The organism is Arthrobacter sp. AOP36-F1-5, from assembly GCF_058137995.1.
The window spans coordinates 50,594-76,418 of record NZ_CM176892.1; the positions used below are offsets into that span (position 1 = coordinate 50,594).

The window sequence follows — 25,825 nt, forward strand, 5'->3', positions numbered from 1 at the left end:
TTGCGTTGCCCGTCGGGACAACGCGTCTAGCCGGGCGCCCACGATGCCGAGGAACGGTGAAGTCAGAGAAGAGCGACTCGATCCCGCACGGGTACGGGCCGAGCACACGAAGCGGAGACGGCGGGCGATCAAAGAGTCTGTGTGCACCAACCCGAATGCCCACGTCACGTACGCAGCCGGCTTCGGGATTGGTACTGGCTCTCCGTTTGACGGGTCAGACTCGGCGACACAGCGGCAGCGCAGCGGCGGTGAACGCGGCGGCCTGCTGTCCCACGAGTAGCCGGGTCTCGCAGGAGGCTTGGATCGCGGCCTGCTCAATCGCGGCCACACCGGCCTCCAGCTCTTCGACGGTGGGTGCGGAGACGCTGATGAGGCCGGTGAACCGCAGCACGCCGTGGCCGGCGGTCAGGTCGGCTTCCTGCTGGAGGACGTCGTGGTACTCGGCGGTCTGGGTGGCGTCTTCGATCTGCCCGATCTTCGCCCGCTGGGCGGCGTCGGAGATGTGCTCGACCTTCTTCTTGCGGATGTCGCGGGCGGCCTGGTCCGAACGCATCGGAGTGCACAGCAGCGAGAAGCTGCGTTGGATGCCGGTGGACAGCAGCACCGGAGACAGGAAGCCCGGGTAGACCATCGAGCGCGGCCACTCCGAGACCCACAGCACTGCGTGGTGTGCGGAGTCGGTGCGCAACCGGGTCCAGGACTCGTTGACGGCCACGGGGCCAGCGGTGGCGAGGTGCTGGCCGAGTTCGCCGTGGCGTTCCAGGGTCGCGGCGATCGCCGGGTCATATGCGCTGCGCAGGATCACCGCGATCTGTCCCGGGCTCAGCCACCCGGAGGGCTTCAGGTCCGCTGAGCGCAGCGCCGCGACCAGGGTCGACATCTCCTGGCGCAGGACGGCCGCGGCCCCGCGGATGCCTCCGCCGGCGGTCCTGATCTGCCGGGCCGCGGTCTTCATATCCAGCGAGAGGGACAAAGTGGTCGCGTGCCGTTCCCCGGCCGGCCCGGCACGCTCGATCAGTTCCGCGTACGTGGTCGCGGCCCAGGTGTCGTCGGCGGTGCCGTGGGAGGCCCACCATTCAGCCAATCCGGTGCCGGAGTCCGGCAAAGTGCGTTCGACGACTTGGAGGGTGGCGATCCGTCCGGAGCGGCACACCGTGGCCAAGACGCGACCCCAGGAGGTAACGCGGCGTTCCTGCTCGCCCGGGTCCAGGAGCACGAACGCTGGATGGGTCACCTCGCAGACCACGGTGAGGGTCGCGGCGTGGGGGTCATGGATCATCCCGGCCCCGGTGTCGGGGTCGGTGTACTCGCGCATGCGTGCCATGTCCCCGGGCAGCGCGAGCGTCCCGACCGGCCGCGGTGCCACGATGCGGCGCCGATAGAGGAGTTGGCCTGCGGTGGTGCGCCAGAGCCACCAGGATGCGACCGGCAGCCACTCCACGGCTGGGCGTCCGGCGACGGGTATCCACGTCAGCGCCGCGGCGAGCACCCACACCGGAGCCGTGTAAGCCAGCAGGATGCCACCGCCGGCATACAGGCCGCCGACGACGGCAAGGACGCCGGTGGCGAGGGTGATGAGCTGGGCCAGGGACAGGCCAAGGAGGATACCGCGGCGGGTGAGGCGGGAGAACTTGACCGGCACCAGCTCCGTGGAGGACTCCTTCTGCTTCGTCGTCATGGCCGTCTCAGTCCTTCCCGGTCGGCTTCGGTGCCGGCGGCGGCGGGGCCGGCTTCGGCGCAGGCGGCGTCGGTTGCGAGGGACCCGCCGACGGTGTCTTCGGCTCGGCAGGAGGCGGAGCCTTCGTGGTCGGTGTAGACGACGTCGAGGACGCCGCAGGAGAGGGTGTGGCGCCGGTCTGCCCGGCACTGTCGGCGGCGGCCTCGCCCTGGTTGCCAAGAGCCGTGCCGGCCTTCGGACCGGCAGTCGCAGCACCCTTGGCGACCTTCGCCGCGATCACCGCAGCCGCGGCCGGACCAGCCGCCGCAGCACCCGCACCCACCGCACCTGCCCCGGCACCACCACTTGCTCCTGCTCCTGCGCCGGCGGACCCACCCGCGGTGCCAGCGCCTCCAGCAGCACTCGCCCCACCCCCGGATGCCTGGGGCGCGGAGGTCTTGGCCGGAGGCGGCGTCTTCCCACCGCTCCCACCGCTGTCGCCGCTGTTGCCTCCGTCGAGGACCTTCTTGGGGCCGTCGCCGGCTGGTTTCGTCGGGGTGGGGACAGGGCGGTTGAGGGCCTGTTTGGCGTCTTGTTCAGAGCCGATCGCGTGGTACATGTCGAATCCGATGAAGCTGATGAACTTGTAGGTCAGGTAGGGGGCGAATGCGGCCATCGCCATCAGCACGATTCCGGCCAGCGGGTCGCTGATCGAGGACAGGTCCGCATCGATCGGTGCCGATACCTGGGTGATGGCGACCAGGAACATCACGACCAGGACGAGCTTGGAGCAGATCAGCGCGATGACGAACATCGCCCACTTGCCGATCCATCCTCTGCTGGCGTCCCAGGAGGCGCCGGAGAACGCCAGGGGTGCGAACACGATCGCCACCAGCAACAGCGCCTTCCGCACGAGCAGCGACAGCCACACGGTCGCGGCGGCGGCGATCGCCAGGCCGGCGAGGAAGATCGTGATGATCGCCCCCACCCCGGGGGCGGCGATGTTGATCCCCACCAGCCCCGCCGCGAGGAGGGTGATCTTGTCGCCCATCGACTCGGTGGTCTCACCGGCGGCCTGGATGATCCCGACACAGAGCTGGTCGACGATCTCCAGCAGCAACGCCGTCAGCGTGATCACCACGAACGAGCCGAGCACAGACTTCGCCAACCCGAGGGCTGCCCGAGCCAGGGCAGTGGGATCGCGGCGGATCAGACCGGTGAGCAGCTGGAGACAGAAGAAGATCAGCATCACGAACACTGCGATGCCGAACAGCAGGTTATAGACCGCCACATATTCGGGTCGGGTGACATCGACGAGCGTGGTGGTGTCGAACACGGACCACACGGCCTCGAACAACCAGCCAGCGGCGGCACCCATCGCTTGGGCGAGCCAGTCGAACGGTGCCGCCACCAGACTGGCGGCGGCTTCGCCGGCGGTGTCGCACACGGCCGAGATGACGGGGATATCGCATACACCCACCGCAATCACTCCTTTAAGGATCGAGTCAGCGGTTGGTGTCAGACCTGCTGGCCGACGTCCCAGAAGAAGTTGATCAACGTCACGCTGGCGCCACAGATCACCGCGGCCCCGCAGCTCACGAGGACGCCCATCTTTCCCCGGCCCGCGAGGTGTGGATTAGAGGAGTTCGCGCCGAAACCCCACACGATCGCCGAGATGATCAGCGCGAGCACCGACAAGATGAGGCCGACGGTCATCACCGCGCCGACGATGGTGCGCAGCTGGGCGATGCCGGGCAGACCGGAATCGTTGGGGGTGATGTCGACATCCATTGGCATAAGCGCAGGCAGAGCGGTGATGAGATCGAACACGGTGAGTCTCCTGACGAACGGAACCCGCCCTTTCGGGGCGGGTACACGGATGGGTTCGCAGATCAGGTGCGCGACAATCCCCAAGGCCGTCCGAGGCGGCAGTTTCGAGCCTGGGCAGGGATCAGAGTTGCTGGCCGAGGTCGATGAGCCAGTTCATCCACGCCACTCCGGCACCAGCCAGGACCGCGGTGCCGAGGGCGACGAGGACACCGGTGCGGCCCTTCCCAGCCGCGCTGTAGTTGCCGTTCGCAGCTGCGATGGCCCAGATGACGGCCGAAACGATCAGCATCAGGACGCTAGTGATGAGCACGAACGTCAGCAGCGCGCCGATCACCGCGCGCAGGTCACCGATCCCACCGATCCCGTCGAAGTCTGGAAACACATCCATGCCGCTCATGCCTTCGGGCGGCGGCGTCGCATATTCGACGTGCCGGAATAGATGGTGCGAGAGCGGGATTGCCATGCCGTGAAGGTGCGCTGAGGCCGCCCGGCTGCCCGCTGTCGATCAATGCGACGTGGTTCACCCGGCATTGGGAAGACCCGAGGCCGGGCTTGTCAACGCTCTCGGACCTTCGTGCGTGTGGTGTCTAGTCGTGTGCTCCGTTGTCGGCACCTTCGCATCACTGTTCTTGGACGTGCTTCTCACGCGCAGCCCGATCTGCAATAATCTGCGTATGGATGCAGATAAGCAGGTGTGTGGGGTGGACCCGGACAGTCAGTTCGTGGAGCTCGCGGTCGAGGTGTTCGGGCTGCTCGCGGACGCGACGCGGGTGCGGATCATTCTGGCGCTGCGCCGCAGCGAGGAGCTGTCGGTGAATCACCTCGCCGACATTGTGTACAAGTCCCCGGCGGCGGTGTCGCAGCATCTGGCGAAGCTTCGCATGGCACGGATCGTCGCTGCCCGGCAGGAGGGTCAGCGGGTGTTTTACCGGCTGGAGAACGAGCACGCCTCGCAACTCGTGACCGATGCGATCTTCCAGGCCGAACACTCCCTCGATGACCGTCCGCGTCACCACCACTCCGAAAGAGCGGAAGCATGACCGATCACAGCCACTCGCATTCGCACGCCGCCGATCACGAGCACGAGCACTCGCACCCGACCGGGTTCAAAGGATTCCTTTACGGAATCTTCGTGCCGCACTCCCACGACGCGGCGGACTCGATCGACGACGCGATGGAGGCGAACTCTGCGGGCATCCGGGCGCTGAAGATCAGCCTCGTTCTCATGCTCGCCACGACCGTGGCTCAGGCGGTGGTCGTCGCGTTCTCCGGCTCGGTCGCACTCCTCGCCGACACGATCCACAACTTTTCCGACGCGCTCACCGCGGTACCGCTGTGGATCGCGTTCGTTCTCTCCCGCCGCGCAGCGACCCGCCGCTACACCTACGGCTTCAATCGGGCCGAAGACCTCGCCGGGCTGTTCATCGTGCTCATGATCGCGCTGTCCGCGGTCATCGCCGCGTGGGAGGCGATCGACCGGATGATCAACCCGCGCTCGATGGAGAACGTTGGCTGGGTGATCGCCGCCGGCATCATCGGCTTCCTCGGCAACGAGGCCGTCGCCGTCTACCGCATCCGCGTCGGCCGGAAGATCGGCTCCGCCGCGCTCGTCGCCGACGGCGTGCACGCCCGCACCGACGGCTTCACGTCCCTGGCCGTCGTTGCCGGCGCCATCGGCGTCCTCCTCGGCTTCCCGCTCGCCGACCCCATCGTCGGCCTACTCATCTCCGTCATGATCGCGGTGCTGCTCATCGGAACGATTCGATCGGTAGGGCGTCGCCTCATGGATGGCATCGAGCCCGAGCTCGTTGACCGGGTCAAGCACGCTCTCGAACACGCCGCGGAGGTCGAGTCTGTTCAGCGGGTGCGGCTGCGCTGGGTCGGCCATCGCCTCCGCGGCGACGCCGTCGTCCGAACCGCCCAGATGGATCTGGCCCACGCCGATCTGGTTGCCGAGGAGGCCGAAGCAGCCGCGAAGCGGCACGTGCCAAAAGTGGACGAGATCACGATCCGCGTCACGGCATCCGCACCCCATCTTGAGCGGCGATGAACGCTCAAGGTACGAATCTACGGTAGATGTAATCTCGGACCTTAGGCGACGACCGTTACGTGCAGGTGGTCGATGTGTTTGGTCGTGACGTCGGTTCCCCTGGTGTAGGTCCGCCAGCCCTCGGCGTCGCGGGCCAGCGACCAGATCTTGTCCTGCCAGATCAGGTATTCCACTCCGAGAGCCTCGGCGTGGTCCTTCATCCAGTTGGTCAGTTCCCAGCCCGCTTCGAGCTGCGCGGGAGTCGGGACCGATCCGATCGCGTTGCCGAAGGTGATGTCGCATGCCCGCCCGAGGGGATGTTCCGAGACGGTGCCCGGTCGAGGTGACCAGCACGCCCAGGACGTGTCGGGGAAGGCGGCGGTGGCCTGCTGATACAGGTGCAGGGTGCGGGCGGTCATCTGCCCGTCGGAGGTGGGGTCGTCCACCATCTGGTTCGGGTCGCCCTCGAACGGCTCCGGTGCCTGGCCGGGCGTCCCGGCCCCTGGGTCGCAGCCGCCGTTGGGGGCGCCGGTCTCGGGTTCGGGCAGGTCGCCCGCATCATGGGTGTTGAGCCAGGCGGCGGGGTCGATCGCTTCGCCGTTGGTGCCGCCGGGGCGGACCTCGAAATGCAGGTGCGGACCTGTGGAGTTGCCTGAGCTGCCGACGTCGCCGATGTGCTGCCCGGCGGTCACGGTGTCGCCGGGGTTGACGTGGATGCCTTGCTCCCACATGTGTCCGTACGCGGTCGCGACGGCGACGCCGTCGAGGGTGTGCTCGATCACGATGAGCCCGCCATACCCGCCGGAGAACTCGGCGACGGTCACGGTTCCGTCGGCGGCGGCGAGGATCGGGGTCCCGTCCGGGGCGGCGAAGTCGGTGCCGGTGTGGACGGAGTTCTCCCCGGTGATCGGGTGCACCCGGGGTCCGAACTCGCTGGTGAGCACCCAGGTGCCCTCCGGCAGGGGGAACACCACCCGGGAGGACTCCGCCGCGACCGTCTGCACCGCTGGAACTGTCATGCCGCTGCTCGACCCATCCGTGTCGGCAGCATTGGTTTTCGTGGTGCCGGTGAGGGTGGTCAGGATGGTCTTGGCGACGGGCTCGTAGTTGCGGTAGCGGTCCGGGTAGGCGGAGACCTCGACGGCCTGGGCGGCCTCGCCCTTGTCCATTTGCTCCCAGCCGGGGATGTCCAGCAGTCCGCGCGGGGAGGGGGAGTTCGGTCCTTCGGGTCCGCCGAAGAACGCCCGAGCCTGGTACACGGGGTCCATCAGTTCGGCCACCGACCCCCAGCCGGACTGGGGTCGCATCTGGAACAGGCCGAGGGAGTCGTTGTCGGAGCCGTTGCCGTCGTTGGGGTAGTTCGCGGATTCGGGGTAGGCGGAGGTGTTGGCGAGCATCCGCAACGTGGACTCGGTGAGCGCCGCCATCAGCGCGATGTGTATGCCGTTGCGGGTCACCCCGTCGATGCTGGAGCCGGTCTCGATGATCGTCGCCGCATGCGTGAGCTGCTGGCGGTTGAGGGTGAAGGTCTCACCGTTGGCGGTGGTCACCTCCAGCTCGTCCGGGACGTCCCCGACGGTGACGCCGGTTCCGGTGACACAGGCGTTGGCGGTGGCGGCCGGGTTCATCAGCACCCCGACCGACAACAGCAGCAACGCCGGACCAAAGAACACTAGGGCGATGGCGGCGGCGAGTTTCTTCAACACGAGCAATCACTCCTCAGCAGCTATCGGAGGGGGTTGTCGAGCTGGGACAGCCGCAGCAGGTGGCAGGTGTCGTAGGTCGGCTCGCAGACGAGGAACACGGTGAACGCCACCGCATGCTTCGAGGTGACGGGTTCGTCGTTCCAGGTGCCGGTGCGGTGGCGGGTGCCCTCGATCGTGTAGGCGATGGTGCCTTCGGCGAGCTGGCCGGGCTGGGCCTGCTCCACTGCCTCACCCCATGCCTGAGGGACGAACACGTCGTCGATGCTCAGGTGCTGGGCGGTGGCGTACTGCCGCAGCTCGATCCACGCCTCCCGGTTCGGGAGGTAGGTGGCGATGTCGGCGGCGAGCCCGGCCTGTTCCGCACCGGACGGATCACCAACCTCTAACACGACGGAGGTGTAGTCCAGGGGCATGAATCCGCTGGCGGTATCCCAGCTGAAAAGCGCCGTGACGACGTTGCCGACGAACGTCGCCGGGTCCGCCGAAGGCCGCACGACGGGCAGGCGGGGTGTCGTGGTGGGTACCGGATCGCTGGGCACGGTGACGACTGGCCCCGGCCCGGGGCCCTCATCGCTGCCGGGCTCGTTGCTGGTGGGTGGTCCGGTGATCAGGCCGTAGACCCCGATCCCGGTGAGCACGAGGACCGCCACGAGTGCGGTGAGCACCGCGATCATTCGGTGGTGGGAGCGAGCATCGGAAAGGTCGGGAGTCTTCATGCCCCGTAGGTGCACCGCCACACCCGAGCCAGCGAGGTGGCTACAAGGCGCGCAGGTGGCCGCGCACCGGCCCGGTGTCGGCGCTGCTCCCGCGCTCGCGCGCGGCACGCAGCTGCTCGCCGAATCGGCTGGTGCCCTCAGCAGTGGCGAGGAAGGAATTGATCTGCTCGTCGGTCAGCTCGGCGGCGAGCTGGTCGAGGTCATAGTGGGTCCACCAGTCGGCCAGCTCGCTCCAGGTGAGCACGAACGCGCGCACCGGATACCGCACCGGCTCACCCTCACCCTGACCCGCTGCGGGGGTGGGCCGTGGGGTGCGTCTCTTTGGTGTCGTGGTCTTGATGCGGACGAGGGCGTCAGCGGCGAGCTGGTGCAGGTCCGCGTCGCGGTCACCGCGTGTCGTGTCGGCCTGTTCCCGGACCTGCCGGTAGAGGGGGTCGACGGGGTTGCCGGCCTCGATGCGTTCCAGCGCGGTCGCTGCCTGCTGGCGAAGCTCCTCGGGTTGGGCGGGGTCCTCGGCGATGTGGTGGAGGAAGCTGATCTTGTCCAGGGTCTTGTAGGACGCGCTGCCGGGGATCATCCGGGCAGCCTGCTCACTGGTCCGGCCGTGGTCGGACGGTGCGGGAAATTTTCCCGCACCGTCGTCTCCGGGTTGCTGCTGCGCGCTGAACTGGGTCGCGGCCTGCCGCCGGGCCGCGTCCTCGGCCATCACCTGTTTCAGCTCCCGATACAGGGCGGCGGCTTCGAGCTGGGTCAGGGGCTTGTGCAGGACGTTGTCGTCTTGCTCGGCCAGCAGGTGTCCGAGGCGGTCGGAGATGCCCGAGCGGACCCAGACGTTCACGGTCTTCCAACCAAGTTGCCGGATCGCCGCCAACCGTCTGGCCCCACAGACGAGCACCCCGTCCGGGGTGATGGTGATCGGTTGGAGGAGGCCGTCGCGGTCGATGGAGGCGGCGAGTGCGTCGATGTCGCCCAGCTCGGTGCGATGCCGCCTGCCCACCTGGATCGAGGCGACCGTGCGCTCCAGCTCGATGAACCCCGCCGGCGCGCTCATCACGCACCACCTTGGGCATCGTCGTGGTTCCGAGGGCGGCGTGGGGCGGCGAGGGAAACCGAAAGGACGAGGTCGTCGTCGCGCAGCAACACGGGCAGGCTTTCGCCGATCAACAGGCGCAGCAGCACACCCCTCCCGAGGCCGGTAGCGGTGTAGGCCGGGTGGGGGGTGCCCAGCAGCGCCTTCAACAGTGCTGTCCAGGAGTGGCTGGGGATGTCGAGCAGGGCGCGGGCATGCTTGTCCCGTCGCAGCCCTTCGTAGGCGGCTTGGCGGGTACCGGCCTGGGTGAGCGCTCCGCAGGCGTGCTCGATCGCGGCTCGGGCCGTGTCGGCGGGCCAGTCCAGGAGCGTGAACAGCGCGATCGCGTCTTCGACTGCCGAGCCTGCTGAGGTGCTGGCTCGCTCCGATGCCGGGGTCTCGTCGTTGCCGTCTGGTGCGTCGGCGGCGGGGATGTGGAAGGCGGGGTGGTAGTCGGTCAGTGGGGTCTCGCGGTCGGAGAACCGTTCAGGGTCGTGGAAGGCAGAGATGTGGGGGCGGCGGGCTTGGTGGACCGAGCAGAGCAGTCCCTGGGCGCGTTCTTCGAAGATGCAGGTGATCCGCACCGCGTGCGTGATGACCGCCCACGGATCGTACGCCTCGCGTGCTGCCCTGGTGCGCATCACATCGAACGCCGCCGAGGCGGCCTCCCACGGGTCCAGCCCGTGCTTGCGCGCCAACGGCGCGTACTTCTTCGCGGTGAACTGCATCAGCTCCGCCGCTTGCGCATCGTACGCCCAGGCGCGCCGCCCGCCGTGGTGGAGCCGGTGCAGCAGTGCGCGCAGACCCTCACCGGTCGTGAAGTCCGCGCGGTCAGATCCTGTGGTCGGGTCGCTGGTGGGGTGTGTGTTCTCGGTCATGGTCAGGGCACCTCCTGACAAGCAGGTGCGCACGCCATCCCCAACATCGCTGTCGGTCCTCGTTGACGCACGCATCGCTTGTCACCGCCCTACTCAGCTCAACCCGACGCCGGGCCGGGACGGAGCGGCCTGCCCCGTGCTGCCACGGCCGAATGCTGCCAGTGGTGGCAACCGGCGGGTCCGCTCACCCAGGTCACGAACACCCGTGGCGAGCGGCGCGCGGGTACGGCGGGCCAGCTCGACCTCGAAATCGACACCCCGGCCAGCGAGGGCCGCGCCCTGGCGAGCGATGAGATCCGTGGGCCGCACCCACTCCACACCCCGCGCACGGCTCACCTCCGCCGCTGGTGTCTGCCGCTCGGTTCCGCGTCGGCGGGAGGCCCGTGCTGCCCGGACCGCGTCCGGTGCCTCGAGTTTTTCAACCGCCTCCGACGCCGGGCGAACGGTCCCTACATCGGGTGCCCGATCGTCAGCGTCGGGTCGTCGCAGGTCGTGGTCGTGTTCGGGACTCATGGGGTTGCCTCCTCGTCATCGGTGCTGTCGGTAAGGTGCGCGCCGGTGAACCACCGGCCCACCGTGGAGGGGTGCACGCCCAAATCACGGGCGATCTTCTTGTTCGACCACCCCTGCCCGCGCAGCTGCGCTGCCCGAGCACGCCGATCGGTGCGCGCCACCCCCGAGTCGGTCGTCGGCTCACTGTCCCGATCTGCCGATGCCTGCGCTGTGCCGGGTGCTATAGCCTGTTCGCTCTCCTCTGCTGGCGCCGGCAACGCCGCGATCTCCTCGACCTCGGCCGACGACACCGTCCCCGGCCCAGGTGCCGAAGCCCACTCTTCGATGGGCGCGGATATGTCAGGGGACACGGCGTCGTCGCTGGACATCAGCGTGTCGGGGGCTGGTTGCGGTCGGGTGAGGATGACGGTCAGGTGAGTGATCGCCAGCAGCACCACGGGAGGTACCGCGGCAACGGCCGCGGCCAGCACTCCGGGGACATCAGCATCCGCGGCGACGACAGCGTGGAGGGCGTTGGCGATCACCGACACGGCGGACCCACCGATCAGCAGCGCCCACGGATACCACGCCGACCGCTGACCGGCTAGGGCAACGGCGGCGACGGTGGCGACAACGATGATGCCGTCCACGATCAGCGGCCACACCCACGCCTGCGAACCGCCGACCCCGGACCGAGCAGCCAGATCGGCCAGCGCGGTGAACGAGAGCCAGAACGCTCCGGCGGCGATGAACACGGTCCCCGCCACCGCGGTGACCACCGCCCAACGCCGGTTCCTCTGCCCGGTGCTGGCATGGATGGTCATGACAGCCCCCGCACCTGAGGGGACGACCGCGCGGCCGCGTCCCGGCTGAACCAACTGCCAGTTGCCGACGAGCCGTCCTGTAGCCGCGAGGAGGTCTGGGGTCGGGGTTGAACGGTGCGATAGGCGGAGCGGACAGTCGCGGTAATCTCTCGCTCACCCAGCCCCGCCTCCGAGGCCGCGGCCGCAAGCACCTCCAGCGCCTCCGGCGCCGGAAGGTCGTTCTCTGCGAGGCGGCAGGCCGCCCAGAACAGGCCACGGTTTCGCTCGCCCTCGCCACGGTTGGCGACCCATTCCGCCAACTGCGACACATCCGCCTGCTGCCCCACGCTCGGGCTCGCCGGCCAGCGCGGCGCGGGCCGGGGGTCGAGGATGTCCCGCAACGCATCCGAATCCACCGTGGTGCTGGGGCCGGTGCTTATCTGCCGAACCCGATACTCGGCGCCCGTGCCATTGCTGACCACCCTGGAGGGCGGGACGATGATGTAGCCGCCGTCGCCACGGAAGTCGATCCCGGCGCGAGCGGCCTGCCACGACCGCTGCACCACGCCCGGCGTCGCCGGGTAGTAGGCGTGCATCCCATCGGACGGCGTGGTCACGAGGAACTGCCATCCACCGACGAGCCCGGCACGGTGGGCGCGGTTGAACGCCGCGAACCCGTTGACGGGGCCGTGGACGTCGACATCGACCACGACGACACCGGAGGCCGTGCCGGTCGGCACGCCAATATTCGCGGTCGGGTGCTTTCTCCACCACGCCTCCGTCTGGTCGGGGTCTCTGGTGGCGTCGTGGAACCCGTGCTCGGTCAGCGGGCGCTTACCGCCCGGTTGACATGGGAACACAGGTACTCCCGCACCGGCGAGTTCCCGCGCGACGGCCGAGGCCGGCCACCGGAAGGTCATGCGCGTTAGTACGCCGGCGAGGCCGTCGGGGGAAGTCATCACAGGCCCCGTTCCTGCGGCACGATGGCGGGGCTGGCCCGGGCGCCAGGTGCGGTCAGCGGCACACTCTGTCGCCGGCGCGCTGGCTGGTCATGTGCCGGCTGGGCACGCTGTGGCGCCTCGCGGTCGAGGCCGGGCGGGGTCCCGTCGCCGAGCTGGGCGGTGTCGAGCTGATCCAGGATCGACAGGGCAGTTTTGCGGACCCGTTCGCCTGTGGCCTTGACGATGTCGGCCGGTTCCTTGCCATCCACGCGGGCGGCCCAAGTGGCGACGTACGGAATCGTGTAATCCGAGGTGTCCATTCCGTGGGCGGCACCTACCATCAGCGCGACCGATTCGGCCTCGACCTCACCGATCCCGCGATGCTGTCGCGCGTCCTCCTGGTCAGGCCCGTGCATGAGCACATGCCCCAGTTCGTGAGCGAGAGTCTTCACCTGGGCGGCGGGGTCCATGTTCTCCCGCACCGTCACCGTCCGGACTTCGAAGTCCGTGACCCCATTGGCGCCGTGGATTATCCCCTCGTGCGGCACCCGCGATACCTCGAACCCGGCCGCGCGGACCTGGAAGGCAAGCCCGTCCCACAGTCCGCCGGGTGCCTCGCCTTTCAGCAGGGTCGGGGTCGGATGCTCCGGGATCGGATCGCCAGCCGTCTGGGAGGCATCCCAGACATATGCCGGCCGCACCCCGACCATGCGGGTCCGGGCCACTTCGCCGGGCGTGGGCTTCTCGCCCCGGTTCAGACGTCTCCACAACTCCGGATCGGCCGGGTTCGCCGAGGCGAACCGGCCCGTGATCGGAGCGAGAATCTGGTAGCCGGCCTGGCCTTTCTCAACCTGGCGGCCCAGCTGCTGCCACTGCTTGTAGCCGGCCACATACGACGGCACCGGGTCAGGCACGCGACCTGCCTCGAACGCTTCCCCGTGCTGCGCCCAGATCAGCAGAACGTTGTTGAAGCTGCGGGACCGGAACCGGGCCGCGAACGACAGGGCCTTCGCCCAGTCCTCACCGGAGACCAGCTGCTCAACCGCGCTCGTCAGTTTCCCATGCAGCTCGTCGAGCTTCGCCTCCCGCGCCCGGCGGGCTTCCTCCCTCGTCGCCATCGTCCGGCCTCCTCCCGGTAGGGCCGGCCACCGGGCTGGTGGTCGGTCCTACACCTGCGAGGTGCGCCAGGAGCATCCGGCGAGTCGAGACGGTCAGCGAACAAGCAAATCGGTAGGTTGGCCGCCAGGAAGCTCGCGTACTCCTGACGTAGACAACGGCATATCAGCCAACACGCCACCGTGGGGCTCAGCACCGCGCAAGGTGTCGTTTAGGTGGGCAGGAATGTCCGATCAATGGGCACATCGCCGCCGATGAACCGCATCGTTCGATAGCGACTCGGTGTGATCCCCACGCACTCTCGGAAGGCCCCCGATGCCCGGTTCCGGGACTGCCAGCCAACCTGGCGACCGGCCTCCGTGACGGACAAGTCGGTTTCCCGCAGGAGCCTGGCCATCTCCTCCACACGGAGCATCGTCAGGTAGGTCATCGGGGTCTTCCCAAAGGCGTCCGCGAACACTCGGGTGAGTTGCTTCGACGACAGATGGACCATGTTGGCCAACTCTGGCAACGTCCATGCCCTGGCCACATCAGCATGTAAAGCGACGTGAACCTCCCGGGCCTCGACACGCAGCGGCGCGAAGCGGCGATCGCGCGGGATTGTCGGCCGAATATGGGCCCGTTGCAGCGGTGAAGTGCGGAGCGGCGAGATGCGGATGAACGGAGCAACCACGTCGATGACCGCGTGCAACAGTGCCTGCATCCGATGGAAGCGCTGCCGGTAGGCCTGACCGATGCTCAAGGCGACCAATTCATCCAACCACGGCATCAACATGCCGGTCCGATCTTCACCGAGGCGGAGCAATTGGGCGGGCTCGGTAAAGGTCGTGTCCGCGAAGCCTTGCGCGTCCAGCCGGTCGTGCAGGAGCTCGACATGCTGCCAGAACAGTTGATCGAGGACGTAGTCAGTGTCGAGGTAGATCGTCGTGACCGTGATGTGCCCCTCCGGCTCCGATCCGCAGAGGACGTTCGCGCCGAGCAGGATCACGTCGCCGACATTGACGGGCTGTTCACCGAACTCGCTGAAGAGGATGGCGCCACCGTCGCGGACCACGATCAGCTTGACGCAGTCGTACGCGACGGGGCCACTGGGATTGTGGATGGTGCGTGTCCGGGCGAGCAGGGGGTCGTACGGTGCCATGTCCGCCCCCCAGCTCTCTCGTTGTTACGCCCGTGTGGAGATGGAGAACGGGCTATCGACAGCTTCTGTCGGTTGACGTGCGTGCGGTGATGACCCATCGAAGTGCATTGCAGCAACGGCTGATCGAGACGCTGACGTCGCCCGAGTCGAGAGCCGATTTCAATGTGTGGGCGAGGGTTCTCATGTGTTCCTCCTCAGGACTTGACGAGTCTGGCGATGGCTTCGGAGGCTTCCCCGATCTTCTCTTCTGCCTCGGCCCCGCCGTTGTGGATGGCTCCGGCGACACAGTGTTTGAGGTGGTCGTCGAGCAGACCAAGGGCGACGTTCTCCAGGGCGGAGGTGATGGCACTGATCTGGGTGAGGATGTCGATGCAGTACGTGTCTTGGTCGACCATCCGGTGGATGCCGCGGGCCTGGCCCTCGATACGCTTGATGCGCGCCAGATAGCGGGTCTTGTCACTGATATAGCCATGGCTGGTTTCGGTCACTGATGTGGTGACGGTGTCCATGACGTCTCCTCCTGATTCGAGTGGTGTCGGCTCCGGCAGCGGCGGCCGTTCATGTGGATGGGCCAGCGTCGAGAAGTCTTGTCGTGCTGGCCGCGGGCTTGAGGTCGAGGCGACGGAGCAGCTGCGCGTTGAGGGCCACGACGACGGTGGAGACGGACATGAGGATCGCGCCGACGCTCATGGGCAGCACGAATCCGATGGGGGCGAGGACGCCTGCGGCCAGAGGCACGGAGATGAGGTTGTAGCCGGCGGCCCACCAGAGGTTCTGCTTCATCTTCCGATAGGTTGCGCGGGAGAGGTCGATGACGGACAGCACCGAACGTGGGTCCGAGGAGGCCAGGATGACGCCTGCCGAACCGATGGCGACATCGGTTCCTGCGCCGATCGCGATGCCGACGTCGGCTCGGGCGAGGGCAGGGGCGTCGTTGACGCCGTCGCCGACCATCGCGACCTTGCGACCCTCTTCTTGGAGGTCGGCAACCTTGGCGGCCTTGTCTTCGGGGCGGACTCCGGCGAAGACCCGGTCGATGCCCAGGTCCTTGGCCACGGTGTCTGCTACGGCCTGGGCGTCGCCGGTGATCATGACCACTTGCGCACCGACAGTGTGCAGGGCGTTGACGGCTTCGCGGGATTCGGGCCTGATCTCGTCGGCAAGGCGTAGTGCGCCGATGATCTGACCGTCGGCGAGTACGTGGAGAATGATCGCGCCTTCCTCCCGCCAGGTGTCGGCGACGGGGACCTCGTCCTGCTGGTGCTGGTCAAGCAGGTAGGGGCCGCCGACGGTGATGACGGTGTTCTGCACGGTGGCTTTCACGCCGACTGCTGGGGAGGAGGAGAAGTCCGCCGCGGCGGGTACGTCCAGTTTGCGGGTGTGGGCGGCGCCCACGATGGCTCGAGCGAGTGGATGTTCGCTGTCGGTCTCAGCAGCCGCGGCTAAGGCAAGCACCTCGTCCTGGCTGCGGTTCCCGACGGGTTCGACCGCGGTGACGGTGGGCTCGCCCTTGGTCAAGGTGCCGGTCTTGTCGAACAGCACCGTGTCGACGGTGCGCATGGATTCCAAGGCGAGGCGGTCCTTGACCAGGACGCCGCCGCGGGCGGCGCGTTCGGTTGCGATGGACACGACCAGCGGGATCGCCAGACCCAGGGCGTGAGGGCAGGCGATCACGAGCACGGTGATGGTGCGGACCACGGCATCGTCGGGCAGCCCGACCAATGACCAGACGGCCGCGGTGATCACCGCAGCGCTGAGTGCGTACCAGAACAGCCACGCCGCTGCCGTGTCCGCGATCCGCTGGGCACGGGAGGTAGAGGCCTGGGCATCGGTGACGAGTTTCTGGATGCCGGCCAAGGCGGTGTCGTCGCCGGTGGCGGTGACCTCGACCCGCAGGCCGGAATCGGTGGCGATGGTGCCGGCGACCACCCGTTCACCGGTCTCTCGCCGGACGGTCTTGGACTCACCGGTGACCATCGACTCGTCCATGCTGGCACTACCGTCGACGATCTTTCCGTCGGCGGGTACCGAGGACCCCGGCCGAACAATAACCAGATCGCCGACGGTCAGGTCGGCGGGTGCCACCTTCACCACGGCGTCGCCGTCGAGCTTCTCGGCCTCGTCCGGTAGCAGCGCAGCCAGCGAATCCAGCGCCGAGGTTGTCTGGGCCAGGGAACGCATCTCGATCCAGTGGCCCAGCAGCATGATGACGACCAGCAGGGCCAACTCCCACCAGAAGTTCAGCTCGTGGCTGATCAGGTACAGGCTCGCGCCCCACGAGGAGGCGAAGGCGACCGTGATCGCCAGGGCAATCAGCAGCATCATTCCGGGTTTGCGGGAGCGGATCTCGCTCAGCCCGCCGGTGAGGAACGGCCAGCCGCCCCAGAAGTACATGACCGTGCCCAGGGCCGGGGAGACCCAGCGAACCCACTCGGCCTCGGGCAGAGAGTAGCCGATGAGGTGGGCAAACATATCGTTGAAACCCACCACGGGGACAGCAACAACGAGCATGATCCAGAACAGCCGGCGGAACTGTCCCACATGGTCACCGTGACCGGCATGGCCGCCGTGCCCGTGATCGTGACCGCCGTGGCTCGTGGGGGCGTCGTGATCCGCGTGCTCGTGATGGTTGGCGAGAGTGACGCCCCCGCCTCGTCCCGAGCGGTCCTCAGAATGGCTGTGGTTCGTATGTTCGTCGTTCATATCCGATCCGTTCTTCTTGTTCCCGTCCGGGAGCACCTAGCTGTACTGCCCATAGACGTTAGTTAAGCGGCTGATTGGTGGCTGGTTCCCGATTGCAGTGTGGGGCCTGTGGTGATTGTACGCATGGATCCAATCCGGCAGTGCTTCGCGGCGGGTGGCCTCGCTGCCATAGAACCTGGCGTAGGCCCAACCGTCGTTCAGGGTCCGATGGAACCGCTCGATTTTCCCATTGGTCTGGGGCCGGTAAGGGCGGGTCCGCTTGGGCGTGATGGCCAGCTCGGCGCAGGCGTCACGCCAGGCATGCGAGCGGTAGGCGGACCCATTATCAGATAGCACGCGCTCCACGACGACGTCACGGGCAGCGAACCACGCCACGGCCCGTTCCAGTACCGCGATGGCCGTTACCGACTTCTCATCATCATGAATCTCGGCATAGGCGATACGCGAGTGATCATCGATGACCGTGTGCACGAAGGCGGTTCCCATTTTCGGGGTGTGGTTCGCATTGCGGGGCTTGTCCGGGGTTGCTGCACGGTTCTTGTCTCCGGCCTGCCGGCCCACGAACCGGTGCCCGCCGCCGTCGGGAATATTGCCGAATTTGGTGACGTCCACGTGGATCATCGATCCCGGATAGGGGTGCTCATAGCGGCGGATTTTCTCACCGGTGACCCGGTCGATATAGCGCAGCCTGTTGATCCGGCAACGTACCAGCACTGCGTGCACCGTCGAGGCAGCCAGGCCCAGCCGGTAGGCGATCTGGACGGGCCCCAAGCGCTTGCGCCAGCGCAGTGCCACGATTTGTTTGACCGCTGCCTGCGGGGTGCGTGCAGGACTTGTCCGGGGTCTGCTGGGCTTGTCGGCCATCCCGGCCGCGCCGTGGGCTCGGTAGCGGTCGGCCCAGCGTTTGGCGGTGGGCCAGGAGACCATGAACATTTTCGCTGCGGTGGAGACGCTCCACTGCTGGTCAACGATGAGCTTGGCGATTCTCAGACGTGCTTTGGGGGTCAGGGCTGCATTAGCGTGGGACATGAAGGCCTCCTGTTTGTGAAGTGGTTTCTTAGACAGCTCCACTCCACATCGGGGGGCCTTCGTCATCCCATCAATTCAGACCGTGTCGTCGCACGAGTTCAACCAACGTTGCTGGGCAGTACACCTAGCCGTTGCCCCTAAGAAGCAGGCTGTATCTCGCTTTCGATGACCTACTTGTGGTTCGTCATCGTCATGCCGTCCGCCTCGTAGTTGACGACGTAAACGGTCTTCTCCGTTGAGTAGGCGATGGTGGCCACGGCGGCTGTCGTCATTTCGTCAGGCCCGGTTTGTAGGGGCCTTGGGTTCTCCAACGGGCAAACTCATCGTCCGAACGATCGCTGTGCTCGGTGGCCACAGGGTGAGCACGACTTGTCGTCACGTTCCACTTGCGCCCGGTAGTTGCAGCTTTGAGGAGAAGGACTCCGCGCTTCCCGATGAGTTTGAGAAGCGCGGAGTCTGCCCTGCCCATCGTTACGTGGCTGTGGCGTAGCGATCGGGGTCGGCGTCGAACAGTGGGCCGCACGAGGCGCAGCACAGCCAGTACCGCTGGCCGTTGTGCTCGCGGTAGAGACCGGCGGCCTCAGCGTCGGTCTTGACGACCGGGGTGCCGGCCATCACCGGGCATTCGGCCATCTCGATGTCGGGGGTCTGAGCAACGGCGTCGGCGCTCGGCGCGTGGCCGCAGCAGCCGCCTCCACTGGACGAGTTGTCGGTTAGGTTCAGGTTTTCGTGTGCAGTCATCGGGTTTCCCTTCTTGTTGTGTGATGACGGTTGGTCAGGCGTTCACCGGCTCACGGGCCGGCGTCGAGCCGGCAGGTGCCGGCGCGCTGTCGTCGTCCGCGCGGGCCTTGAAGGTCCGCAATCGGAGGCTGTTGGAGACCACGAACACCGACGACAGTGCCATGGCCGCTCCCGCGAGCATCGGGTTGAGCAGCCCGAAGGCGGCCAGCGGGATCGCGGCGGTGTTGTAGGCGAAGGCCCAGAACAGGTTCGTCTTGATCGTGCGCAGCGTCCGCCGTGCCAGCCGGATCGCGTCGGCGGCGGCACGCAGGTCGCCGCGGACGAGGGTGATGTCGGCGGCCTCGATCGCAACGTCGGTGCCGGTGCCCATCGCCAGGCCAAGGTCGGCCTGGGCGAGGGCGGGCGCGTCGTTGACGCCGTCGCCGACCATCGCTACGACCTTGCCCTCGTCCTGGAGGCGGGCGACGACGTCGACCTTGTCCTTGGGCAGGACCTCGGCGATGACCTTCTCGATGCCAACCGCGGCGGCGACCTGCTCGGCCACGGCCTGATTGTCCCCGGTGAGCAGCACCGGCGTTAGGCCCAGCTCCTTGAATTGGGCGATGGCCTGGGCGCTGGTGGGCTTGACTTGATCGGAGACCACCAGCACGCCGCGCGCGACACCGTCCCAGCCGACCGCGATCGCGGTCTTGCCCTCAGCTTCGGCCGCCTGCTTCGCCGAACGCAGATCCTCGTCAAGGTGCTGGGACCACTCGGCCAGCAGCGTCTCCCGTCCGGCGAGCACGGCGTGGCCGTCGATGACGCCCTGCACGCCCTTGCCTTCGATGTTCTCGAAGGACTCCGGCGTGGGCAGGTCGCCGACCTCACTGGTCGCGCCGGCGGCGATGGCCTGGGCGATCGGGTGTTCCGAGGCATCTTCCAGCCCGCCGGCCAGGCGCAGCAGCTTGTCCCGATCCACCCCGTTGGCGGTGATGACGTCGGTGAGGGTCATCTTGCCGGTGGTGACGGTGCCGGTCTTGTCCAGCACGATCGTGTCGACCTTGCGGGTCGATTCCAGGGTCTCGGGCCCCTTGATGAGCACGCCCATCTGCGCGCCGCGACCGGTCCCGACCAGCAGGGCGGTCGGGGTTGCCAATCCCAGGGCGCACGGGCAGGCAATGATTAGCACCGCCACTGCCGCGGTGAACCCGGCTGACAGCGGGAACCCGGCTCCGATCCACGCACCGAGGGTGGCCACGGCGACGGCGATGGCGATCGGCACGAATACCCCGGAGACCCGGTCGGCTAGCCGCTGGATTTCGGCCTTGCCTGACTGGGCGTCCTCGACCATTTTCGCCATCTGCGCCAGTTGGGTATCTGAGCCCACCCGGGACGCCTTCACGACCAGGCGGCCACCGGCATTGACGGTCGCACCCGTGACAGTGTCACCCTCGGAGACCTCGACCGGCATGGACTCGCCGGTGAGCATCGAGGCGTCGACCGCGGAGTTTCCAGAGGTGATGGTCCCGTCGGTTGCGATCTTTTCACCGGGCCGGACGACGAACTCGTCGCCGACCACGAGGTCGTCGATGGAGACTCGCTGTTCGGTGCCGTCGCGTAGGAGGGAGACTTCCTTCGCCCCCAGTTCCAGCAGGGCGCGCAGGGCGGCCCCGGCGCTGCGCTTGGAGCGCTTCTCGAAGTAGCGGCCCATCAGGATGAACGTGATCACCCCGGCGGCGACTTCGAGGTAGATGTTCCCGAGCCCGTCGGAGCGCGAGATGGTCAGCTCGAAGGGGTGGACGACGCCGGGCTGGCCAGCGGTGCCGAAGAACAGGGCGACGATCGACCAGATCATCGCCGCGGTCGTGCCCACCGAAATGAGCGTGTCCATTGTGGCTGCACCATGCTTGAGGTTCATCCACGTTGCGCGGTGGAACGGCCACCCGGCCCAAACCACCACGGGGGCGGCGAGGACGAGGGAGGCAAAGCCCCAGTAGTCGAACTGCAAGGCCGGGGTCATCGCCATCGCGATCACTGGCACCGCCAGGACCGCAGAGCCGATGAGACGCTGACGCAGAGATCGCAATTCGGCGTCCTCGGACGACTCGCCCTCCTCGTCTGAACTGTTACCGGAGCCCTTGGCACGCGCCGGAAGGGCAGCGGTGTAGCCGGTCTTTTCGACCTCCGCGATCAGAGCCTGCGGGTCCAGGTCGTCGGGGCCCGTGACATTGGCCTTCTCGGTCGCGTAATTCACGCTCGCGGTGACACCGTCGAGCTTGTTGAGTTTCTTCTCGATCCGGTTCGCACACGAGGCGCAGGTCATGCCACCGATCTGCAACTCGATGCCGGCGACCCCAGTACTGGTGTTGTCAGTGGTCATGGCCTTCTCCTTCCTGATGCTCGCCACCCGTGCCCGGCTCCTGACCGGAACCCCCACCATCGGAGTGCCCGTCGCCGCGCAGGCCCGAGCCGGTGGTCGTATCGATCACCAGAGGGGCGGTGTGGACCTCGCCGTCAACCTGGAAATCCAGGTAGAGCAGGTAGCGCCCCTCGGTGGGCGCGGTGGCCTCGAACACGATCTTCGGACCAGACATCTCGCCGGCCTGCGGCTCGTCCCCGTGGGGGTGGACGTGCAGGTAGGCCAGGTCTCCGCCACGCAGGGCGACGAGGTGGCCGAACGCGCCCAGATAGGGTTCCAGCTCAGTGACTGGTTCTCCGGCACGGGTGATGGTCATGGTCAGCGGCGAGGCCTCGCCTGCGGTGAGATCGCCCTCCACGCTGACGTCGAAGCCGTCGACGGTGGTCTCGGTACTCGGCCCGGTGGCCGGTGTGGGCTCGTAGTCGCCGCCCACGTGGACCGAGGTCGACAAGGTGAGTCCTTCCCCGGCCTCTGCGGGAACGAAGTCCGCGAAGACTCGATAGGTCCCGGCCGCGTCCCACTGCCAGGGGATCGTCCAGGTGCCGCCGTCGTTCATCTCTGGGTGGACGTGGCGGAAGTGCTGACCGTCGGCGCGAACGGTTATCAGGTGCAGTTCTTTTTCGTGCTCCAGCTGGAAGTCGGTAACCGGGTTCCCGTCCGGGCCGGTGATCGTCAGGGACAGCTTTTTCTCGGTACCGGTGTCGGTGGGGGCGGTCACTGCGGTGAGCCGGTAACCCTCCTGCGCGATGCCCAGGCCAAGGGCGGCTGTGTCGTCTGTGTGGCCCTCGTGCCCGGCGGTGTTCATGTTGTCTCCTTCGCTCTGATTGGTGTTCAGTTCGGTGCCTTCTGACCAGCTCTGCACGGTCTCCTCGGGGATGACCGCGTTCGCCGCGAATCCAGCCACGGCGAACACGGCCACGAGGACCAACCCGTACAGGCCCAGCCGTGCAGGTGCTTTCATGTCAGCTCCTGACGGCGGCGTATCCGGCCTCGTCGACCGCGGCGAGCACCGCGGTTTCGTCGACCGGTTTGTCGGTGGTGACGGCCAGCCGGCCGGTGGCTGCGCTGACGTCGATATCGGTAACGCCGGGGATCTCGGAGATTTCGGTGCGGATTGCGGTCTCGCAGTGTCCGCAGCTCATTCCGGTCACCTGGTACTCGGTCGTGGTGGTCATGATCACTAACTCCTTCATTCGTGTACGACTTCTGTCAACATATACCCCTATGGGGTATCCATCAAGGGGTGGGTTCCGGTGCTGCCACCCGAGGGCGTCCGGGGATGGCGATGCTGGCGATGATGGTCGCGGCGACCGCACCGATCGCTACAGCGAGGAACGCCTGTTTGAATCCGGCATCGCCACCAACGGTCAGGCTGACCACGGCGATGCTGGAGACGGTCGCAACACCGACGGAAGCACCGATCTCGTGGAACGTGCTCAGCAGACCCGAGGCAATACCCGCCTCCTCCGGCGCGACGTTTCCAAGCGCGGTGACCGAGGCGACGACGAACAGCATCCCGATGCCTAGCGAGCCGAAGCTGATCCCGATGGTCGTGGTCAGTGTGGTGGACCATAGTGCGGGAACAAGCAGGCCGATCGCTCCGACGGTCATGCCGATCGCCCCGAGCTTGCGGGCGCCGAGCCTGCCAACGAGCTTTCCTGCCGTCTGCGCACCGGCCATCGTCGCCAGTGCGACGGGCAGGAACAGTAGGCCGGTTGCCAGCGGGCCGAAGCCGGCGTACTGCTGGAAGTAGAAGGTGCCGAGGAAGAACACCGCGACCATGAGCGCAGTGGCGATCCCGAGCACGAACACGCCAGAGAACACCGGCCGCCTGCCGAGCAGCGATAGGTTCATCAGCGGCGAGCGCGCGGTCTTCTGCCACCAGCCGAACAGCAAGTAGAGCGCGACCGCGACCCCTGCGAAGATGAGCGTGCGCGGCGCCGTCCAACCAATCTCGCCAGCGACAGTCAGCGCGTAGATCGCCAGGCCGGTGGCACCGGTGACGAGGATGGCCCCCAGGACGTCCAACCGTTCGCGGGCACCGGGCTGCGGCGGCAGCGGCGGCAGCACCCGCAGCAGGCCGATGAGGACGATCGCGCCGACGGGAACGTTGATGAAGAACACCCACGGCCAACCGGGTCCGGCGCTGATAAGTCCACCCAGCAGCACTCCGACGGCGGCTCCACCGCCGCCGAGCGCGGACCAGATGCCCAGGGCGCGGTTGCGCTCGTCACCTTCGAACAGGCGCACGACGACGGACAGCGCTCCCGGGGAGAGCATGGCCGCTCCAGCGCCCTGGGCTACGCGCCCAGCGAGCAGCACGGTTCCGGTGTCGGCGAAGCCGGCGGCCAGAGAACCGGCGACGAAGGTCAGTAGGCCGGTGTAGACGATGGGTTTGGCGCCGAACAGGTCGGCACTGCGCCCGCCGAGCAGCATCAGGCCGCCGAAAGCGACCGTGTAGGCGGTGACAACCCACGTCAACGCCTCGCGGGAGAGCGCCAGGTCCGCCTCCATCTGCGGCAGGGCGATCGCCACGACAGTCACGTCGAGGATCAGCATGAACTGGGCCGTGCCCAGCAAGGCGAGCGCCAGCCAGCGTTTCGGGTAGGCCGACGTCGCGCTGTCGGGTTGTGTGCGGTTGGTCATCTCCGACTCCTAACTCAATCAATGGGGTACGAGTTGCAACAGCTACACTATCTCATACATTCCCATACGACTTACGAGGTGGACGATGCCGACGAAGAAGGCTCAGGCGACACGGGGTACCCGACGCGCCCCGACGACAGCGAACCGCGCGGCCAACCAGCGCGCCGACGCCCAGCGCAACCGGGCCAAAATCTTGGCGGCCACGGTGACGGCGATCCGCAAGAATCCCGATGCCTCGGTCGCCGACATTGCGGCGGAGGCCGGCGTGGGGCGGATGACCCTGTATGGCCACTTCCAGACCCGTGCCGAGCTCATCGAAGAAGCGTTGGTGGACAGCCTCGAACACGGCGAGGTCGTGCTGGAGGAGGTGTCTCTCGACGGCGAGGCCGCCCAGGCATTCCAGCGACTGGTTGCTTCCAGCTGGGTGCTCGTCGATCAATCCGGTGCCTTGTTGACGGCTGCGCAGAAGGAGCTTCCCGCAGCCCGCATCCGCGAGCTGCATGAGAAGGCCGAGGCGCGCATGCGCAGCCTACTGCTCCGGGGCCAGCGCGAGGGCGCGTTCCGCGTAGACCTGCCCGTGACCTGGCTGCTGACCACTACCCACGTGGTGATGAACGGCGCAGCCGAGGAAGTCCGAGCAGGACGCCTCGACCCCGATGACGCGCCATGGTTCATCGACGCGATCCTGCTGCCATCCTTCACCGCGAACGGAGCGCGATGAGCACCCGCACCGTTGGCATCATCGGCGCAGGCGCGGCAGGAACCTCCGCCGTGAAGACCTTGCACACCTCGGAGGCTGATGTCGAGATCGATCTCCTCGCCCGAAGCGGCGAACGCCCCTACAACCGGACACTGGTTAACAAGGGCGTAGCGCTCGGACTGCTCGAACCCGACCAGGCCGCGCTATCTGTCACGGATACCCGGACGAGTACCGACACTGTCCGCAGCGTCAACCCGCAGACACGAGAAGTGCATCTCGCCTCTGGTAAAACTAGGGCCTATGACGCGTTGGTCATCGCGACCGGCAGCCGACCGCGCACCCTCGACGAGACAATCATCGGTCGGGACCAAGCCGTGAGCGCCGGCCAGCTGACGACCTTGCACTCAATCGCCGACGCTGTCCGTGTGCGCAACCTGCTCGCGGGAACGCACCCGACGCGGGTACTGATACTTGGAGGCGGGTTGGTGGCTTCGGAGACCGCGTCCCTTCTCATCGAAGCCGGTCACGATGTCGCCTTGATCGCCCGCTCGCTCGTGCCCGGCGCCACCGCCATCGGCGAGCACGTCGCAAGACGCCTGCTCGATCTGAGCCAGCCCCAGCACGCGACCTACTTGGGGCGCCAGCCACGTGCAATCCGCACCCACGCCGATCGGATCACCATCATCCTCGACGACGGCACCCATGTTGAAGGTGACTTGGCGATCGTCGCCCACGGCACCCTGGCCGCCGCGCCAGCTCCCTGGACCGGGCCCGAGGGGATCCCCGTCGACGGCCACCTGCGTGCACTGCACGCCCCACGCCAGCGCATCTACGCCGCTGGCGGAGTCGCGGTGCACCACTATCCCGGTCATAGCTCCTACCGGATTGACCATTGGGAGGACTCCAGCGCCCAAGGGAACCACGCAGCGAGGACCTTGCTGCATGACCTCGCCCTAGCCGACGAACCCTGCCGCTACCTGCCAGCCTCACGATTCTCCGCACGTATCCACGGACATACCTTTACCGGCGCCGGCCACCCCGCGTTGGGTAGCACCACCCGGGTCGTCTCCACCGACCCATTGCTAATCGTCCATCACCTTGGCGACATCCCGGTCGCGTTGACCGGGATCGACTCCACCCGCCTCGTCCAAGACTGGATACCGCACCTGCACCAGCAGGCGATACTCCGCTACTGATCCATAAGCTTGGATCACGACCACTCCGGACACG

25 protein-coding genes and 1 pseudogene are annotated in these 25,825 nt (G+C 67.2%); 4 read left to right on the forward strand and 22 right to left on the reverse strand.

The genetic code is table 11. The features are described from left to right. Nucleotides 1–214: 214 nt before the first annotated feature. The 4 genes from AC3ZI9_RS00250 to AC3ZI9_RS00265 form a co-directional block, all read right to left on the reverse strand. The gene (locus AC3ZI9_RS00250; RefSeq protein WP_444555335.1) at nucleotides 215–1,678 is read right to left on the reverse strand and encodes an SCO6880 family protein; all 1,464 of its coding nucleotides are present in this window, start codon (nucleotides 1,676–1,678) and stop codon (nucleotides 215–217) included. Between the two features lie 7 nt (nucleotides 1,679–1,685). Then, a complete protein-coding gene (locus AC3ZI9_RS00255; RefSeq protein WP_444555336.1) occupies nucleotides 1,686–3,137 on the reverse strand; it encodes a conjugal transfer protein TrbL in 1,452 nt (483 codons plus the stop codon). A gap of 38 nt (nucleotides 3,138–3,175) precedes the next feature. Further along, the gene (locus AC3ZI9_RS00260; RefSeq protein ID WP_101569933.1) at nucleotides 3,176–3,487 is read right to left on the reverse strand and encodes a DUF6112 family protein; all 312 of its coding nucleotides are present in this window, start codon (nucleotides 3,485–3,487) and stop codon (nucleotides 3,176–3,178) included. 121 nt (nucleotides 3,488–3,608) lie between these two features. Then, nucleotides 3,609–3,875 carry a DUF6112 family protein gene (locus AC3ZI9_RS00265; RefSeq protein ID WP_101569934.1) on the reverse strand — a complete coding sequence of 89 codons (267 nt, stop codon included), beginning with the start codon at nucleotides 3,873–3,875 and terminating at the stop codon, nucleotides 3,609–3,611. A 286-nt stretch (nucleotides 3,876–4,161) separates the two neighbouring features. Here AC3ZI9_RS00265 and AC3ZI9_RS00270 point away from each other — a divergent pair, with 286 nt between their 5' ends. Both AC3ZI9_RS00270 and AC3ZI9_RS00275 read left to right on the forward strand, forming a co-directional pair. Next, nucleotides 4,162–4,527, forward strand: a complete 366-nt coding sequence (locus AC3ZI9_RS00270; protein WP_180958887.1) for an ArsR/SmtB family transcription factor — start codon at nucleotides 4,162–4,164, stop codon at nucleotides 4,525–4,527. Then, nucleotides 4,524–5,537 (forward strand): cation diffusion facilitator family transporter, encoded by a 1,014-nt coding sequence (locus AC3ZI9_RS00275; RefSeq protein ID WP_101569935.1) that lies wholly within the window; start codon nucleotides 4,524–4,526, stop codon nucleotides 5,535–5,537. The genes AC3ZI9_RS00270 and AC3ZI9_RS00275 overlap by 4 nt, the downstream gene beginning before the upstream one ends. Before the next feature lie 41 nt (nucleotides 5,538–5,578). Here the strand turns inward: AC3ZI9_RS00275 and AC3ZI9_RS00280 are convergent, their stop codons facing one another. The 18 genes and pseudogenes from AC3ZI9_RS00280 to AC3ZI9_RS00365 all read right to left on the reverse strand — a co-directional run bounded on the left by AC3ZI9_RS00280 (nucleotide 5,579) and on the right by AC3ZI9_RS00365 (nucleotide 23,895). Further along, a complete protein-coding gene (locus AC3ZI9_RS00280; RefSeq protein WP_444555337.1) occupies nucleotides 5,579–7,222 on the reverse strand; it encodes a M23 family metallopeptidase in 1,644 nt (547 codons plus the stop codon). 20 nt (nucleotides 7,223–7,242) lie between these two features. Next, nucleotides 7,243–7,938: a hypothetical protein gene (locus tag AC3ZI9_RS00285; protein ID WP_444555338.1), complete on the reverse strand. Its 696-nt coding sequence runs from the start codon at nucleotides 7,936–7,938 to the stop codon at nucleotides 7,243–7,245. Nucleotides 7,939–7,978: 40 nt separating this feature from the next. After that, nucleotides 7,979–8,989, reverse strand: coding sequence for a ParB N-terminal domain-containing protein (locus tag AC3ZI9_RS00290; protein ID WP_444555339.1), 1,011 nt, complete (start codon nucleotides 8,987–8,989; stop codon nucleotides 7,979–7,981). Next, nucleotides 8,989–9,885, reverse strand: coding sequence for a hypothetical protein (locus AC3ZI9_RS00295; RefSeq protein WP_444555340.1), 897 nt, complete (start codon nucleotides 9,883–9,885; stop codon nucleotides 8,989–8,991). The genes AC3ZI9_RS00290 and AC3ZI9_RS00295 overlap by 1 nt, the downstream gene beginning before the upstream one ends. Nucleotides 9,886–9,978: 93 nt before the next feature. Continuing rightward, nucleotides 9,979–10,398 (reverse strand): hypothetical protein, encoded by a 420-nt coding sequence (locus AC3ZI9_RS00300; protein WP_101569940.1) that lies wholly within the window; start codon nucleotides 10,396–10,398, stop codon nucleotides 9,979–9,981. Further along, nucleotides 10,395–11,201 carry a DUF2637 domain-containing protein gene (locus AC3ZI9_RS00305; protein ID WP_444555341.1) on the reverse strand — a complete coding sequence of 269 codons (807 nt, stop codon included), beginning with the start codon at nucleotides 11,199–11,201 and terminating at the stop codon, nucleotides 10,395–10,397. The genes AC3ZI9_RS00300 and AC3ZI9_RS00305 overlap by 4 nt, the downstream gene beginning before the upstream one ends. Next, nucleotides 11,198–12,139 (reverse strand): bifunctional DNA primase/polymerase, encoded by a 942-nt coding sequence (locus AC3ZI9_RS00310; RefSeq protein ID WP_180958889.1) that lies wholly within the window; start codon nucleotides 12,137–12,139, stop codon nucleotides 11,198–11,200. The genes AC3ZI9_RS00305 and AC3ZI9_RS00310 overlap by 4 nt, the downstream gene beginning before the upstream one ends. Beyond that, nucleotides 12,139–13,239: an ArdC-like ssDNA-binding domain-containing protein gene (locus AC3ZI9_RS00315; protein WP_444555342.1), complete on the reverse strand. Its 1,101-nt coding sequence runs from the start codon at nucleotides 13,237–13,239 to the stop codon at nucleotides 12,139–12,141. Before AC3ZI9_RS00315 ends, AC3ZI9_RS00310 begins: the two co-directional genes overlap by 1 nt. A gap of 209 nt (nucleotides 13,240–13,448) precedes the next feature. Then, a complete protein-coding gene (locus AC3ZI9_RS00320; protein ID WP_101569943.1) occupies nucleotides 13,449–14,378 on the reverse strand; it encodes a helix-turn-helix transcriptional regulator in 930 nt (309 codons plus the stop codon). A gap of 194 nt (nucleotides 14,379–14,572) precedes the next feature. Continuing rightward, nucleotides 14,573–14,887, reverse strand: a complete 315-nt coding sequence (locus AC3ZI9_RS00325; protein WP_489923727.1) for a metal-sensitive transcriptional regulator — start codon at nucleotides 14,885–14,887, stop codon at nucleotides 14,573–14,575. Between the two features lie 49 nt (nucleotides 14,888–14,936). Beyond that, entirely contained in the window at nucleotides 14,937–17,081 is a 2,145-nt protein-coding gene (locus tag AC3ZI9_RS00330) for a heavy metal translocating P-type ATPase (protein ID WP_444554708.1), read from the reverse strand. A gap of 36 nt (nucleotides 17,082–17,117) precedes the next feature. Beyond that, nucleotides 17,118–18,110, reverse strand: a complete 993-nt coding sequence (locus AC3ZI9_RS00335) for an IS481 family transposase (RefSeq protein ID WP_489923586.1) — start codon at nucleotides 18,108–18,110, stop codon at nucleotides 17,118–17,120. A 170-nt stretch (nucleotides 18,111–18,280) separates the two neighbouring features. Further along, nucleotides 18,281–18,370: pseudogene (locus AC3ZI9_RS00340) on the reverse strand (DUF1541 domain-containing protein); the annotation flags it as partial. A 211-nt stretch (nucleotides 18,371–18,581) separates the two neighbouring features. Then, entirely contained in the window at nucleotides 18,582–18,851 is a 270-nt protein-coding gene (locus AC3ZI9_RS00345) for a YHS domain-containing protein (protein WP_101569946.1), read from the reverse strand. A gap of 34 nt (nucleotides 18,852–18,885) precedes the next feature. Then, nucleotides 18,886–21,210, reverse strand: a complete 2,325-nt coding sequence (locus AC3ZI9_RS00350; RefSeq protein ID WP_101569947.1) for a heavy metal translocating P-type ATPase — start codon at nucleotides 21,208–21,210, stop codon at nucleotides 18,886–18,888. Next, nucleotides 21,200–22,210 carry a DUF8832 domain-containing protein gene (locus AC3ZI9_RS00355; protein ID WP_101569948.1) on the reverse strand — a complete coding sequence of 337 codons (1,011 nt, stop codon included), beginning with the start codon at nucleotides 22,208–22,210 and terminating at the stop codon, nucleotides 21,200–21,202. Before AC3ZI9_RS00355 ends, AC3ZI9_RS00350 begins: the two co-directional genes overlap by 11 nt. A gap of 1 nt (nucleotide 22,211) precedes the next feature. Then, nucleotides 22,212–22,424 carry a heavy-metal-associated domain-containing protein gene (locus tag AC3ZI9_RS00360; protein ID WP_101570198.1) on the reverse strand — a complete coding sequence of 71 codons (213 nt, stop codon included), beginning with the start codon at nucleotides 22,422–22,424 and terminating at the stop codon, nucleotides 22,212–22,214. A 61-nt stretch (nucleotides 22,425–22,485) separates the two neighbouring features. Next, nucleotides 22,486–23,895, reverse strand: coding sequence for an MFS transporter (locus AC3ZI9_RS00365; protein ID WP_101569949.1), 1,410 nt, complete (start codon nucleotides 23,893–23,895; stop codon nucleotides 22,486–22,488). Between the two features lie 85 nt (nucleotides 23,896–23,980). Between AC3ZI9_RS00365 and AC3ZI9_RS00370 the strand changes: the two genes are divergently transcribed. Both AC3ZI9_RS00370 and AC3ZI9_RS00375 read left to right on the forward strand, forming a co-directional pair. Then, entirely contained in the window at nucleotides 23,981–24,616 is a 636-nt protein-coding gene (locus tag AC3ZI9_RS00370) for a TetR/AcrR family transcriptional regulator (RefSeq protein ID WP_101569950.1), read from the forward strand. Further along, nucleotides 24,613–25,791 carry an FAD-dependent oxidoreductase gene (locus AC3ZI9_RS00375; protein WP_101569951.1) on the forward strand — a complete coding sequence of 393 codons (1,179 nt, stop codon included), beginning with the start codon at nucleotides 24,613–24,615 and terminating at the stop codon, nucleotides 25,789–25,791. The genes AC3ZI9_RS00370 and AC3ZI9_RS00375 overlap by 4 nt, the downstream gene beginning before the upstream one ends. The last annotated feature ends 34 nt before the right edge of the window (nucleotides 25,792–25,825 follow it).

Excerpts from the sequence above, each read along its gene's own strand:
- AC3ZI9_RS00375 (WP_101569951.1), top strand. The coding sequence starts at position 24,613 with ATGAGCACCCGCACCGTTGGCATCATCGGCGCAGGCGCGGCAGGAACC.
- AC3ZI9_RS00355 (WP_101569948.1), bottom strand. The coding sequence starts at position 22,210 with ATGAAAGCACCTGCACGGCTGGGCCTGTACGGGTTGGTCCTCGTGGCC.
- AC3ZI9_RS00285 (WP_444555338.1), bottom strand. The coding sequence starts at position 7,938 with ATGAAGACTCCCGACCTTTCCGATGCTCGCTCCCACCACCGAATGATC.
- AC3ZI9_RS00350 (WP_101569947.1), bottom strand. The coding sequence starts at position 21,210 with ATGACCACTGACAACACCAGTACTGGGGTCGCCGGCATCGAGTTGCAG.
- AC3ZI9_RS00295 (WP_444555340.1), bottom strand. The coding sequence starts at position 9,885 with ATGACCGAGAACACACACCCCACCAGCGACCCGACCACAGGATCTGAC.
- AC3ZI9_RS00300 (WP_101569940.1), bottom strand. The coding sequence starts at position 10,398 with ATGAGTCCCGAACACGACCACGACCTGCGACGACCCGACGCTGACGAT.
- AC3ZI9_RS00290 (WP_444555339.1), bottom strand. The coding sequence starts at position 8,989 with ATGAGCGCGCCGGCGGGGTTCATCGAGCTGGAGCGCACGGTCGCCTCG.
- AC3ZI9_RS00320 (WP_101569943.1), bottom strand. The coding sequence starts at position 14,378 with ATGGCACCGTACGACCCCCTGCTCGCCCGGACACGCACCATCCACAAT.
- AC3ZI9_RS00310 (WP_180958889.1), bottom strand. The coding sequence starts at position 12,139 with ATGACTTCCCCCGACGGCCTCGCCGGCGTACTAACGCGCATGACCTTC.
- AC3ZI9_RS00250 (WP_444555335.1), bottom strand. The coding sequence starts at position 1,678 with ATGACGACGAAGCAGAAGGAGTCCTCCACGGAGCTGGTGCCGGTCAAG.
- AC3ZI9_RS00345 (WP_101569946.1), bottom strand. The coding sequence starts at position 18,851 with ATGACTGCACACGAAAACCTGAACCTAACCGACAACTCGTCCAGTGGA.
- AC3ZI9_RS00330 (WP_444554708.1), bottom strand. The coding sequence starts at position 17,081 with ATGAACGACGAACATACGAACCACAGCCATTCTGAGGACCGCTCGGGA.
- AC3ZI9_RS00270 (WP_180958887.1), top strand. The coding sequence starts at position 4,162 with ATGGATGCAGATAAGCAGGTGTGTGGGGTGGACCCGGACAGTCAGTTC.
- AC3ZI9_RS00370 (WP_101569950.1), top strand. The coding sequence starts at position 23,981 with ATGCCGACGAAGAAGGCTCAGGCGACACGGGGTACCCGACGCGCCCCG.
- AC3ZI9_RS00360 (WP_101570198.1), bottom strand. The coding sequence starts at position 22,424 with ATGACCACCACGACCGAGTACCAGGTGACCGGAATGAGCTGCGGACAC.
- AC3ZI9_RS00275 (WP_101569935.1), top strand. The coding sequence starts at position 4,524 with ATGACCGATCACAGCCACTCGCATTCGCACGCCGCCGATCACGAGCAC.
- AC3ZI9_RS00365 (WP_101569949.1), bottom strand. The coding sequence starts at position 23,895 with ATGACCAACCGCACACAACCCGACAGCGCGACGTCGGCCTACCCGAAA.
- AC3ZI9_RS00335 (WP_489923586.1), bottom strand. The coding sequence starts at position 18,110 with ATGTCCCACGCTAATGCAGCCCTGACCCCCAAAGCACGTCTGAGAATC.
- AC3ZI9_RS00305 (WP_444555341.1), bottom strand. The coding sequence starts at position 11,201 with ATGACCATCCATGCCAGCACCGGGCAGAGGAACCGGCGTTGGGCGGTG.
- AC3ZI9_RS00265 (WP_101569934.1), bottom strand. The coding sequence starts at position 3,875 with ATGGATGTGTTTCCAGACTTCGACGGGATCGGTGGGATCGGTGACCTG.
- AC3ZI9_RS00325 (WP_489923727.1), bottom strand. The coding sequence starts at position 14,887 with ATGGACACCGTCACCACATCAGTGACCGAAACCAGCCATGGCTATATC.
- AC3ZI9_RS00315 (WP_444555342.1), bottom strand. The coding sequence starts at position 13,239 with ATGGCGACGAGGGAGGAAGCCCGCCGGGCGCGGGAGGCGAAGCTCGAC.